This window comes from Bradyrhizobium sp. LA6.1 (assembly GCF_040547805.1).
Taxonomy (GTDB): Bacteria; Pseudomonadota; Alphaproteobacteria; order Rhizobiales; family Xanthobacteraceae; genus Bradyrhizobium; species Bradyrhizobium barranii.
This window is the reverse complement of record NZ_JBEPQK010000005.1, coordinates 243,508-255,988: the sequence shown is the minus strand read 5'-3', so window position 1 is coordinate 255,988 and position 12,481 is coordinate 243,508. Positions and strand designations below refer to the sequence as shown.

Here is a 12,481-nt window from a genome sequence, read left to right as displayed (position 1 = left end):
GCACCAAAGACGGGACACCATGAAACGACGCGACTTTCTCGGCCTGACCGCAGCGGCGGCAACCAGCCTCTCGCTTTCGCCCGCACGCAGTTTCGCGGAGGGATCTGGCTCCGGGCCAGAAATGACGGCGCTGTGCGACTACATGAGCGCTGCGAAAACCCGCGCGCTGCCGCCCGAAGTCGTCGAACAAGCAAAGCACCACATCCTCGACACGCTGGCGTCGATGATATCAGGATCGGAGCTGCCGCCCGGTCAGGCGGCGCAGCGCTACATTCGCGCCAATGCTGCGCAGGGGACATCGACCATCGCCGGCACATCGCTCACCGCGTCGCCAGTCGAAGCTGCGCTTGCCAACGGCGTCATGGCGCATGCCGACGAGACCGACGATTCGCACAGCCCGTCGCGCTCGCATCCCGGCAGTTCGACTGTGCCCGCGGCACTTGCGCTCGGCGAACACCTCGGAATCGACGGCGCCCATTTTCTGCGTGCGGTGACGCTCGGCTATGACGTCGGCACGCGCGTGGTGATGGCGATGGGCGGGGCCGATTTCAGCTATGAAAGCGTGCTGAGCACGCACAGCATTTCCGGTACGTTCTGCGCTTCCGCTGCGGCGGCTAGCATCGCCGGCTTCGACGCGCGCCGGATGCGCTGGTTGCTCGACTATGCCGCGCAGCAATCCTCCGGCTTCATCGTGTGGCGGCGCGACGTCGACCATATCGAGAAAGGGTTTGTGTTCGCCGGCATGCCGGCCCGCAACGGCGTGACGTCGGCACTGCTGGTGCGTTCGGACTGGAACGGCGTCGACGACGTGTTCTCGGGGCCAGACAATTACTTCCTGGCCTATGCGCCGAAGGCTGCGACCGGCAAACTCGTGGAGAAGCTTGGCGAGCGTTACGAGATCGCAGGCACCGACATCAAGAAATGGACGGTGGGTTCACCGATCCAGGGACCGCTCGATGCGGTCTACGCCATCCGCAGCAAGCAGGCGTTCGAGGCCGGAGAGGTCAAGCGCGTCACCGTACGTCTTGCGCCGTCGGTCGCCGAGGTCGTGGACAACCGCGACATCCCCGACATCTGTCTCCAGCACATGGTCGCCGTGATGCTGCTCGACAAAACCGCCTCGTTCCACGCCGCGCACGACAAGCCGCGCATGCAGGACGCGGCGGTTTTGAAGGAGCGCGCCAAGGTGAATTTGGTGCGCGACGAGGAGCTGGCCAAACTATTGCCGGTGCGCGTCGCCGTCGTCGAGATCGAGCTCACTGATGGAAGCCGCCTCTCCGAACGCGTCACCGCCGTGCGCGGCACGCCGCGCAACCCGATGACGCGCGACGAGGTCATCGACAAGGCGCGCGATCTGATTGCCCCAGTGGTCGGCGGCGAGAAGGCCGAGCGGTTGATCAAGTCGGTGTATGAGATTGAGGCTGTGACCGACATCCGCAGCTTGCGGCCGCTGCTGCAACGCGTGTGAGGAGCGAAATTTCGTAAGGGATGGCAGACTTTCGCCCCATCGTCATTGCGAGGAGCTCTTGCGAAGAAACAATCCAGACTGCCTCCACAGAGAGATTCTGGATTGCTTCGCTGCGCTCGCAATGACGGAGCGTGTGGCAGGCATCTCGCCCCGCGCCACGCGTCGTCGAGCTACAATTGGAATTCTTCCATGACATCCGATGGTGCCGCATCTCCTCGGCCAATAAGCCCCTCGGACCGGATCGACGCCATCGACGTGCTGCGGGGCATTGCCCTGTTCGGCGTCATGGCCATCAACGTGGTCATGGAATTTCGCATTTCGATCTTCGAGCAGTTTCTTGGTGCCAGGACGCTCGCTTCGCCGGTTGATCGCGCCGTCGAAACGATCCTGACGCAGGCCGTGGAGCTCAAGGCGTTTGCGCTGTTCTCGCTGCTGTTCGGCGCAGGCCTTGCCATTCAATTCGACCGGCTCGCGAACAGCGAGCGCCGCACTTTCCTGCTCCTGCGGCGGCTCGCTGTGCTGCTGGTGTTCGGCGTCATTCATTTGTGCCTGATCTGGAACGGCGATATCCTCACCGAATATGCACTGGCGGGATTCATCGTGCTGCCGTTCCTGTTTGGCCCGCGCTGGTTGCTGACGCTCGCCGCGCTGGCATCTCTCGCGCTGTATCTGGCCATGCAGGCCTTTCCGCCCGCGGGGTTGTTTCCCGGCAGGACCGCGATCTGGCGGGACGTCATAGATGCAAATCGCATCTATGCGACGGGCGGCTTCCTCGACGTGCTGGCGTTTCGTCTCCGCGAAATTCCTCTCATCGCGTCCCTGCACGCGTTCGTCTTCTTGCGCACGATCGGGCTGTTTCTCGTCGGAGCGCTGGCCTGGCGGAGCGGCATTCTGCAAAATGCCCGCGGCCTGCTCGTCATCGCGCTTCCGGCTATCTGTCTCGGCGCGGCCTTGCTTTACGTCGGCATCGAGCCGCTCGGCAACATCCTGCTGGCGCTGGGCTATGGTGCCGCCATCCTCTTCATCGCCAGTTTCGGACGCGGCAGGAGGCTGCTCGGCTGGGCCGCGCCGCTCGGCCGGATGGCATTCACCAACTACGTCGCACAATCGCTCATCTTCGGCTGGATCTTCTACGGCTACGGCTTTGGCCTGTTCGGACGGCTCGGCATCACCCAGGCCCTCGCTATCGGCATCGCCGTCTACGTCGGACAGGTGCTGTTCAGCGCATGGTGGCTGCGCCACTACCGATACGGCCCGATCGAATGGCTGTGGCGCACGCTAATGTATGGTGCACTGCAGCCGATGTTGTTGTCACGGGTGGAGGGCGTGCAGTGACCAAGGTCCCTCCGCCGTCATTGCGAGGAGCACTTGCGACGAAGCAATCCAGACTGCCTCCGCGGAAAGATTCTGGATTGCCTCGCTACGCTCGCAAAGACGGAGTGTGTCGGCGCGGCCGTCGAGCCCAATCCTACTCCGCCAGCGCCTTCATTTCCTTGTAGAGATCCGACTTGCCTTCGAAGCCGATGCCCGGCAGGTCGGGCATGGTGATGTGGCCGTTCTCGACGCGCACACCATCCGGGAAGCCGCCGTAGGGCTGGAACAGGTCGGGATAGCTCTCGTTGCCGCCGAGGCCGAGGCCGGCTGCGATGTTGAGGGACATCTGGTGGCCGCCGTGGGGGATGCAGCGGCTCGGCGACCAGCCGTAGGTTTTCAGGACCTCCAGCGTGCGCTGGTATTCGCAGAGGCCGTAGGATAGCGCGCAGTCGAATTGCAGCCAGTCGCGATCCGGGCGCATGCCGCCGTAGCGGATGAGGTTGCGCGCGTCCTGGTGACTGAACAGGTTTTCGCCTGTCGCCATCGGGCCCGGATAGAATTCGGCGAGCGCGGCCTGCAGCGCGTAGTCGAGGGGATCGCCGACCTCCTCGTACCAGAACAACGGATAGTCCCGCAGCATCTTGGCGTAGGCGATGCCGGTCTCGAGATCGAAGCGGCCGTTCGCATCGACCGCGAGCTGCGCGTCCTTGCCGATCTCCTTCAGCACCGCCTCGATGCGGGTGCGGTCGTCTTCGATCGACGCGCCGCCGATCTTCATCTTCACGACGTTGTAACCGCGATCGAGATAGCCGCGCATCTCGCCGCGCAGCATCGAGAGATCCTTGCCGGGATAGTAGTAGCCGCCGGCGGCGTAGACGAACACGCGCGGATTGGCTTTCACGCCGTGACGTTCGGCGAGCAGCCGGAACAGCGGCTTGCCTGCGATCTTCGCAACGGCGTCCCACACCGCCATGTCGATGGTGCCGACCGCGACCGAGCGCTCGCCATGGCCGCCCGGCTTCTCGTTGGTCATCATCGCGCCCCAGACCTTGTCGGGGTCGAGATTGTCACCGGCCGCATTCAGCAGCGACTTCGGATCGGCCTCCAGGATGCGCGAGGCAAAGCGCTCGCGGATCAGGCCGCCCTGCCCGTAGCGGCCGTTGGAGTTGAAGCCGTAGCCGACGACGCGCTTGCCGTCGCGGACGACGTCAGTGACGACGGCGACGAGGCTCGTCGTCATCTTGGTGAAGTCGATATAGGCGTTGCGGATCGGCGAAGAGATCGGCTTCGTGATCTCGCGGACGTCAACGATGCGGACGGACATGGGGTTGGCTTTCGCTAACGGAGAAACGTTCGTCATTGCGAGCGGAGCGAAGCAATCCAGACTGTCACCGCGGAAAGACCCTGGATTGCTTCGTCGCTGCGCTCCTCGCAATGACGAGGACAGAGTATGCGAGCGCTTATTTCTTATCCCTGAAATACGGCTCGACCGGACCATGCACCTTGATGGTCAGCGGATTGCCGTGGCGATCCTTGGCGTTGCCGGCGGTGACGCGGACCCAGCCTTCGCTGATGCAGTACTCCTCGACATTGGTCTTCTCGACACCCTTGAAGCGGATGCCGACGTCGCGCGAAAGAATATCCGCGTTGTAATAGGGGCTGTTCGGGTCGACCGACAGGCGGTCCGGAAATTCGTCGCTCATGATTGTCTCGCTCATAACAGGGTCTCGATTTGATTTCGCAGTCCTTCCGGCCGTGCGGTCGGCGCGTAGCGCGCGATCACCTTGCCGGCACGGTCCACGAGGAACTTGGTGAAATTCCATTTGATGGAGGCGCCCAGCAGACCGGATTGCTGGCGTTTCAGGTAGTCATACAGAGGGTGCGCATGGGCGCCGTTGACGTCGATCTTCTCGAACAGGGGAAAGGTGACGTCGTAGTTGGTCGAGCAGAATGACTGGATCTCGCTCGCCGGCCCCGGCTCCTGCGCGCCGAACTGGTTGCAGGGAAAGCCAAGTACCGAGAAGCCGCGCGGCGAGAGGTCGCGATAGAGATCCTCCAGCCCGCGATATTGCGGCGTGAAGCCGCATTTGCTCGCGGTGTTGACGATCAGCAGCACCTGCCCTTCGAAACGGCGCATGGGCACCTCCTCGCCGAGAAGCGAGTTGGCCTTGAAGTCGTAGATCACAGACATCGCTAACCCACGGGATCGATCGGCGACGGCGGCACGCCGCCCGCCTCGATCGCTTCGCCTGCGAGCAGACAGAGATCCTCGCGATAGCGGCCGGACACGATGTGTACGCCGACCGGCGCCTTTCCGACCAGACCGGTGGAGACCACGAGGCCCGGCAGTCCCATGAACGGGGTCGCGATTTGCGGCATCTGCGCCTCCCAGACGCGCTCGAAGGATTCGTTGTCCTTGCGGTCGAGATGATCCGGGAACGGCAACTCGCCGGACACCGGCGTGAGCACCACGGCATATTTTTCGAAGAACAGCATCCAGTCGCGGGTCAGCGTGGCGCGGCGCGTGAGCGCCTTGGCGTAGTCCGCCTGGTCCATCGGCGTGACCTTGGCGCGATTGCCGCGCAGGCAGGCCAGCGCACCGGGATCGCCTTCGCGCTCAGCCATCTCCAGCTGCGCCTCATAGCCGTCGCCAAGCCAGAGTTTTCTCTGCCACTCGACCGCCTCGCGCATCGGCGGCGTGTTCTCGATGACCTCGACAGTCCAGCCGGCGCGCTCCAGCCGCTTGCCGGCGTCAGTCACGGCGGCCTTCACCTCCGGTTTGGTGGCAAGCCCGTCCGGGTTGAGGCAAAGCGCGGCGCGCTTCGGCCGCGCGGGGCCCTCCAGCGGCGCCGGCACGAACCAGGGGTCGCGGATGTCGCGGGCCGACATGGCCTCGAGCGAGATCCTGAGATCGTTGACCGTACGCGCCAGCGGGCCCGAGACGGCCATGATCTGCGGCCCGATCGGACGCTCCGGCAGCGCCGGGTTGAAGGCGGGGATGCGGCCGAGCGTCGGGCGCAGGCCGTGCACGCCGCAGGCATAGGCGGGATAGCGGATCGAGCCGGCGATATCGGTGCCGTGGGCAATATGGCCGATGCCGGCCGCGACCGCCGAGCCGGCGCCGCCGGACGAGCCGCCCGGCGTCAGCGAGGCGTCACGGGGGTTCTTGGTGTCGCCATGGACCAGATTGGTGGTGAACCAGCGGTAGGAGAAGGCCGGGCAATTGGTGCGGCCAAGGAGAATGGCGCCGGATTTGCGGAAATTGGCGACCACCGGATTGTCCTCGCGCGCGATCAGGTCGCGCTGGAGTTTCAGGCCGTTGGTGGTGGCAAAGCCTTCCTGGTCGACATTGGCCTTGATGGTGACGGGCACGCCGGCGAGCACACCGGGATCTTCTCCCCGGGCGATGGCGGCATCGACGGCGTCAGCCTGCTTGAGCACGTCCTCCGGCCGGTGGTCGATCACCGCGTTGAGCTGGGGATTGACGGCGTCCAGGCGGGCGAGGCCGGCCTTGGCGGCCTCCCGGGCGGACACCTTTTTGGCCTTGACGAGGGTGGCGAGGTCGGCAGCCGACAGGCGCCAGAGATCTTGCATGGCTTGCTCCGTTTAACCGGCGTCTTTTAGCGCCGGGAACGCGGCAAAGCCATGCGGATTTCGCGGGGAGGAAGAGCGGGCTTGGCGTCGGGGTAGCGCCTCATTCTCCGTCATTGCGAGCGCAGCGAAGCAATCCAGAATCCCTCCGCGGAGACAGTCTGGATTGCTTCGTCGCAAGGGCTCCTCGCAATGACGGGGGAGAGAGCTGGGGCCTCAATGCCTGGTCGCGGACTGATCCGGGATGTCCAGCAGGGCCTCGGTGAAGGGGAATTCGAGCACGATCTCCCCGTCGTCGTCGGTCACCTCGATGACGGCCTCCATGAGCGCCGGCTGGGCACCCTCCGACTTCACCACCTCCAGGATCATCTGGCGGGCGACCTCCCAGGCGCGATCGGGGTTACGCAGGTCCTCTCCGTCGGGATCCACGATCAATTCGTCGCCGATGCGGGTGTTGAAGAAGTATCTGGGCATCACGAGGGTCCAAATTGGGAGGCCTGTACCGGATTGAAAGCTGCACTGCACTCACAACTGCTTTATCAGGACAGGGTTCGCGACCGAATGCGCCACGCGCAAGGCAGCATCACGGGAAGTGATGTTCCACCATCATTTTTCGCGGCGCAACATGACTTTCTCGGGAAGATTTCACTAGCGAAGTTTTCTGCTCGCATTACTTTAACCGTTGGGCGGATACGTCCGAATTCGTGAAAATGGAGAGCCAAAATGGCTTGGAAAGCCCCGAAGATCGTCGAAGTGCCCTGTGGCATGGAAATCAACATGTATGTGAGCGCCACCCGCAAGTAAGCGGTTGGTGGTTTCTGCGCAGGTGGATCTTTCGGTCACGATCGGTTTCCGGAAGACACGAACTTTGTCGGCATCCGTGTCGGCCTGAGATCCACCTCGCGACGTTCCCTCCAGGAGACGTATTATGCTTCGCGTCGTCGTCCTGGGCGCCGGGGCCGGCGGCGGAGTCCCGCAATGGAATTGCGGGTGCGAGGGCTGCCGGGCGGCCCGTGAAAACGGCCATGAGCTTCAGAGAACCCAGGCCTCGGTCGCGTTCAGTGGCGACGGCGAGCATTGGTTCCTGATCAACGCCTCCCCCGATCTTCGCCAGCAATTGAACGCCACGCCGCAGCTGCATCCCAAGGCCGGCGCGCTGCGCCATACGCCTGTTGCAGGCGTGATCCTGACCAACAGCGAGGTGGATGCGGTCGCGGGCCTGCTGTCGATGCGCGAGGGCTCGCCCTTCACGGTCTATGCGCATCAGAAGGTGCTGGCGATCCTGAAGAGCAACAACATCTTCAACGTGCTGAACGAGAAGAACGTACAGCGCCAGCCGATTTCCATCCACGAGCCGTTCGAGCCACGGCTGCCTGATGGCGCGCGCTCAGGCCTCGAGGTGCTGCCCTTCGCGGTGCCCGGCAAGTCGGCCTGGTATCTGGAGGGCAAGGCGCATCCCGGCGGCGAGACCGGCGACGGCGATACGTTGGGTCTGAAGATCACGGACAAATCAACCGGCAAGTGCTTCTACTTCATCGCCGCCTGCGCCGAGGTAACCGACGCGCTCAAGGCCGAGATTGACGGCGCCGCACTGGTGTTCTTTGACGGCACGGTCTGGCAGGATGACGAGATGATCAAGGCCGGGCTCGGCCACAAGACTGGCAAGAGCATGGGCCACGTCGCGATGTCCGGTCACGATGGCGCGATCGCGCGCCTCGCCGACCTCACTCTCGACAGGAAGATGTTTCTGCATATCAATAACTCGAATCCGGCGCTGCTGCCCGATACGCCGGAGCGTAAAGCGCTCGAGGCGGCGGGCTGGCGGATACCCGCCGACGGAACGGAGATCGTGCTGTGAATGCCGCGTCACTGACTGGAATGACTGCGCTCTCTGTTGGCAAGGACATCAGGCTCAACTCGGCCGAGGAGCTTGAAGCAACGCTGCGCCATATCGGGGCGACGCGCTATCACAGCCTGCACCCGTTCCATAAGCTGCTGCACGGCGGCAAGCTCAACAAGGGCCAGGTGCAGGCCTGGGCGCTGAACCGCTACTATTACCAGAGCACGATCCCGATCAAGGACGCCGTGGTGATCTCGCGCTTCCGCGACCGCGCCACGCGGCTGGAATGGCGCCACCGCATCGAGGACCATGACGGCGACGTCGGCAGCGAGGGCGGCATCGAACGCTGGCTGAAGCTGACCGAAGGCCTCGGTCTCGACACGGCCTATGTGGAATCGACCGAAGGCATCTTGCCGGCGACGCGCTTCGCGGTCGAAGCCTATGTCCATTACTGCCGCGAGAAGAGCCCGCTGGAGGCGATCGCCTCCTCGCTCACCGAATTGTTCGCGCCGAACCTGCACGAGGAGCGCATCTCCGGCATGCTGGAGCACTACGACTTCGTCAATCCCGATATCATGAGCTACTTCAAGCGACGCTTGGCGCAGGCGCCGCGCGATGCCGGCTTCGCGCTCGACTATGTCAAGGCGCATGCCACGACGCCCGAGCAGCGCGCCTCCGTCTGCAACGCGCTGATCTTCAAGACCAACGTGCTGTGGGTGCAGCTGGACGCACTCCAGCACGCCTATGTCGAGGGCCACATTCCGCCGGGCGCGTTCGTGCCCAAAGCGAGCTGAGGGACAAGCGCAATGGCCGGGCCGCGGAACATCAGCGTCAGCGAGGCAAGCCGCCCGGTGCTGCCGCGGCATGCCAAGCTGAAATATGACGAGACGCGCAAGGTCTGGGTGATCCTGGCGCCGGAACGGGTGCTGGCCCCCGACGAGATCGCGGTCGAGGTCTTGCAGCTCTGCGATGGCGAGCGCAATGTCGGCGACGTCGCCGATCAATTGGCCGCGAAATACGCGGCACCGCGCGAGGCGATCCTGGCCGACGTCATCGTTATGCTCCAGGATCTCGCCGACAAGGGCTTCCTCACCGAGGCCCGGGAGAAGACGTCATGAGCGACCTGCTCGGCAATCTTCCGCCCGACATCAGCGACAGCCTCGCGGTGCTGGAGAAGCAACGCTCGACAGCGGAGACGTTCGGCATTCCGCTCGCCGTATTGCTCGAGATCACCCATCGCTGCCCGCTGCAATGCCCCTATTGCTCCAATCCCGTCGAGCTCGACCGCTCCGGCAAGGAGCTGACCACCGAGGAGTGGAAGAAGGTCTTGAGCGAGCTCGCCGAGATCGGCGTGCTCCAGGTCCATTTCTCCGGCGGCGAGCCGACGGCGCGGAAAGACCTCGTCGAGCTGGTCAAGCATGCCAGCGACGTCGGCCTCTACACCAATCTGATCACCTCGGCCGTGCTGCTGACGCGCGAGCGGCTCAGCGCGCTCGCGGACGCCGGCCTCTGCCATGTGCAGATCAGCTTCCAGGGTGTCGAGGAAGGCATCGCCGACCGCGTCGCCGGCTACAAGAACGGGCATCGCAAGAAGCTCGAAGTCGCGAAATGGACCCGCGAGCTCGATCTGCCGCTCACCGTGAACGCGGTGATGCACCGGCAGAACCTGCACCAGCTCCCCGACATCATCCAGATGTCGATCGACCTGGATGCCGACCGGCTCGAGGTCGCCAATGTCCAGTATTACGGCTGGGCGCTGAAGAACCGCGCTGCGCTGATGCCGACCGTGGCGCAGCTCGACGAATGCACCCGCATCGTCGAGGAGGCGCGCGAGCGGCTGAAGGGCACACTCGCCATCGACTACGTCGTGCCCGACTATTACGCGCTGCGGCCGAAGAAATGCATGGGCGGCTGGGGCCGCCAGTTCTTCAACATCTCGCCCGCCGGCAAGGTGCTGCCCTGCCACGCCGCCGAGAGCATCACCGGGCTCGAGTTCGAATCCGTGCGCTCCAACCATTCGATCGCCTGGATCTGGCAGAACTCGGACGCCTTCAACCGCTATCGCGGCACCGGCTGGATGAAGGAGCCGTGCAAGACCTGCGAATTCCGCGAGATCGATTTCGGCGGCTGCCGCTGCCAGGCCTTTGCGTTGACGGGCGACGCCGCCAACACCGATCCGGCCTGCGCGCTGTCGCCGCTGCACGAGACCATCTTCAAGCAGGCCGAGCGCGAGGCCGAGGGCGAGACCAACCGCTTCCTCTATCGCAATTTTGCCGGCGGCACTCTGGAATCCGGGAATGATGCCTGACGCCGACGCGGCCGCAGCGGCCAAACGCGCCGATCCCTTTGCGCCGCTGACCTCCGACATGCTCGACGTCGGCGACGGCCACGAGCTCTATGTCGAGAGCGTCGGTCGTGCTGACGGCGTCCCCGCCATCTATCTGCATGGCGGGCCCGGCAGCGGCTGCCAACCCGACCATCGCAAGCTGTTCGATCCCGAGCGCTTCTGCGCGGTGCTGTTCGACCAGCGCGGCTGCGGTCGCAGCCGGCCCAAGGGATCGCGCGAGCACAACACGACGGCGCATCTGATCGCGGACATGGAGAAGATCCGCGAGAAATTTGGCTTCGACCGCTGGATGGTGGTCGGCGGCTCCTGGGGTGCGACGCTGGCATTGGCTTATTCCGAGGCGCATCCCGAGCGTGTCTCCGGCATTGCGCTCCGCGCAACCTTCCTGGGCACCCGCGCCGAGGTCGAAACCGCTTTCACATCGCGCCTGTCACAATTCTATCCGGCGCTCTTCGAGGATTTTCTGAGCGTGCTGCCGCCCGATGAGCGCGCACACCCGGTGGACGCCTATTGGCGCCGCATCCTCGATGCCGATCCGGCCGTGCATGGTCCCGCCGCGCGGGCCTGGCACGACACCGAGCGCGTCCTGTCTGAGCACAAGGCGGCCAAGACGCGGCTGGACCTCGCATCGCTGAACGTGTGGCGCACGCTGCCTGCGACGCCGTTCATGGAGGCGCATTATTTCGTCCACGACAGCTTCATGACGGACAACCAGCTGTTGCGGAATGCGGGCAAGCTCGCCGGCATTCCCGGCATCATCGTGCAGGGCCGCTACGATCTGTTGTGCCCTCCTGAGACATCCGAGCGGCTTGCGAAAGTTTGGCCGGGTTCCGAGATTCGGATCGTGGAAGAAGCCGGACATTCGCTCTATGATGCCGGCGTGCGGGACGCAGTCATGAAGTCGATCGCCGATCTCGCGTCGAAAGCCGCGCGCTAGATCCATCTCCTCATCCTGAGGAGCGCTCCAAAAGGAGCGCGTCTCGAAGGATAAGGCCCGGATCTAGCACCGGGGCCTTCATGGTTCGCGACGCCACTTCGTGGCTCCTCGCCATGAGGGTCTGAATGGGAAGGACAAGAACAATGCCGCTCGCCGGGCAAGGCATGCTGCTGACGTCGATGAACATCGACGTTCCAGATGAGGCCGATTTCAACCGCTGGTACGATCGCGAGCATCTGGAAGAGCGCGTCGCGATCGAGGGTTTCCTGGAGGCGCGGCGCTATGTCGCGCATGCCGCCAATCCCAAATATCTCTCGCTGTACTCGACCGCGACGCTCGACGTGCTCGACAGTCCCGCCTACCGGGCCCGCCTCGCCAACCAGACCGAATGGTCGCGGCGGACCATGGCGCATTTCAAGAACATGCTGCGCGTGGTCGCGCGCATCACCATCAGCAAGGGCACCGGTCGCGGCGCAGCACTCGGCGTGGTGCGGCTGCGGCCGAGCGCCGACAATGCCGGGACATGGCGTGATGCACTGCACGAAAAGCTGACGCCCGGGGAGCGCGAGGGCATCATCTCGATGCATCTGCTCGAAAGCGAGCCGGAATTGTCGGGTGCGACCGCAGACATTCCAGCGGTGCGCAATGAGGGCGCGCGCGACTGGTTCGTGCTGATCGACGGCACGCATGTCGGCGCGGTCTCCGCCGTCATTGCCGAACGCTTCACCGGCCCCGCCGCATCGCCCTTCCCGCTTCCCGTCTCCGTCGGCACTTACAGCCTGATGTGGGATCTCGCGAAGAGCGATATCGCGCCCGGCTAGCGGCCATCCGCAACGCAACATATTGCACCGCACGCACCTTGCGTGCGGCCGTTAATGCTGGGCGCGCGCAGCACCTATGAAAGCAGGTGATCGCGTAAATTTGCCGTTGTACTTCGGAACGGTTCTAATAAGCTAACCCAATGACGCCATTCATAAACCAGAT

Annotated in this window: 14 protein-coding genes; 9 read left to right on the top strand and 5 right to left on the bottom strand. The window is 64.1% G+C overall.

What is annotated here, in order from left to right:
* The first annotated feature begins 19 nt into the window (after positions 1-19).
* Both ABIB99_RS15015 and ABIB99_RS15010 read left to right on the top strand, forming a co-directional pair.
* The gene (locus tag ABIB99_RS15015) at positions 20-1,468 is read left to right on the top strand and encodes an MmgE/PrpD family protein (protein ID WP_354176372.1); all 1,449 of its coding nucleotides are present in this window, start codon (positions 20-22) and stop codon (positions 1,466-1,468) included.
* A 189-nt stretch (positions 1,469-1,657) separates the two neighbouring features.
* A complete protein-coding gene (locus ABIB99_RS15010; RefSeq protein WP_354176371.1) occupies positions 1,658-2,803 on the top strand; it encodes a DUF418 domain-containing protein in 1,146 nt (381 codons plus the stop codon).
* 133 nt (positions 2,804-2,936) lie between these two features.
* Here the strand turns inward: ABIB99_RS15010 and tarD are convergent, their stop codons facing one another.
* From tarD to ABIB99_RS14985, 5 genes are all read right to left on the bottom strand, one after another.
* The gene (tarD, locus tag ABIB99_RS15005; RefSeq protein ID WP_071910182.1) at positions 2,937-4,106 is read right to left on the bottom strand and encodes a D(-)-tartrate dehydratase; all 1,170 of its coding nucleotides are present in this window, start codon (positions 4,104-4,106) and stop codon (positions 2,937-2,939) included.
* Positions 4,107-4,242: 136 nt separating this feature from the next.
* The gene (locus ABIB99_RS15000) at positions 4,243-4,500 is read right to left on the bottom strand and encodes a DUF3297 family protein (protein ID WP_015684132.1); all 258 of its coding nucleotides are present in this window, start codon (positions 4,498-4,500) and stop codon (positions 4,243-4,245) included.
* A complete protein-coding gene (locus tag ABIB99_RS14995; RefSeq protein WP_354176369.1) occupies positions 4,497-4,973 on the bottom strand; it encodes a glutathione peroxidase in 477 nt (158 codons plus the stop codon). Before ABIB99_RS14995 ends, ABIB99_RS15000 begins: the two co-directional genes overlap by 4 nt.
* A gap of 2 nt (positions 4,974-4,975) precedes the next feature.
* Entirely contained in the window at positions 4,976-6,376 is a 1,401-nt protein-coding gene (locus ABIB99_RS14990) for an amidase family protein (protein ID WP_354176367.1), read from the bottom strand.
* Between the two features lie 213 nt (positions 6,377-6,589).
* A complete protein-coding gene (locus ABIB99_RS14985) occupies positions 6,590-6,847 on the bottom strand; it encodes a DUF6894 family protein (protein WP_063981427.1) in 258 nt (85 codons plus the stop codon).
* 249 nt (positions 6,848-7,096) lie between these two features.
* Here ABIB99_RS14985 and pqqA point away from each other — a divergent pair, with 249 nt between their 5' ends.
* The 7 genes from pqqA (at position 7,097) to ABIB99_RS14950 (ending at position 12,318) form a co-directional block, all read left to right on the top strand.
* Positions 7,097-7,177, top strand: a complete 81-nt coding sequence (gene pqqA / locus ABIB99_RS14980; RefSeq protein WP_007595659.1) for a pyrroloquinoline quinone precursor peptide PqqA — start codon at positions 7,097-7,099, stop codon at positions 7,175-7,177.
* A 124-nt stretch (positions 7,178-7,301) separates the two neighbouring features.
* Positions 7,302-8,231: a pyrroloquinoline quinone biosynthesis protein PqqB gene (pqqB, locus tag ABIB99_RS14975; protein ID WP_354176365.1), complete on the top strand. Its 930-nt coding sequence runs from the start codon at positions 7,302-7,304 to the stop codon at positions 8,229-8,231.
* A gap of 20 nt (positions 8,232-8,251) precedes the next feature.
* Complete coding sequence (gene pqqC / locus ABIB99_RS14970; RefSeq protein WP_175618535.1) at positions 8,252-9,007, top strand: pyrroloquinoline-quinone synthase PqqC; 756 nt, start codon at positions 8,252-8,254, stop codon at positions 9,005-9,007.
* Positions 9,008-9,019: 12 nt separating this feature from the next.
* Positions 9,020-9,331, top strand: coding sequence for a pyrroloquinoline quinone biosynthesis peptide chaperone PqqD (gene pqqD / locus ABIB99_RS14965; RefSeq protein WP_028147039.1), 312 nt, complete (start codon positions 9,020-9,022; stop codon positions 9,329-9,331).
* Entirely contained in the window at positions 9,328-10,521 is a 1,194-nt protein-coding gene (pqqE, locus tag ABIB99_RS14960; RefSeq protein WP_354176364.1) for a pyrroloquinoline quinone biosynthesis protein PqqE, read from the top strand. The genes pqqD and pqqE overlap by 4 nt, the downstream gene beginning before the upstream one ends.
* On the top strand, positions 10,511-11,497 hold the full coding sequence (gene pip / locus ABIB99_RS14955) for a prolyl aminopeptidase (RefSeq protein ID WP_166102366.1): 987 nt from the start codon (positions 10,511-10,513) through the stop codon (positions 11,495-11,497). Before pqqE ends, pip begins: the two co-directional genes overlap by 11 nt.
* A gap of 143 nt (positions 11,498-11,640) precedes the next feature.
* Positions 11,641-12,318 (top strand): hypothetical protein, encoded by a 678-nt coding sequence (locus tag ABIB99_RS14950; RefSeq protein WP_354176363.1) that lies wholly within the window; start codon positions 11,641-11,643, stop codon positions 12,316-12,318.
* Positions 12,319-12,481 lie beyond the last annotated feature (163 nt).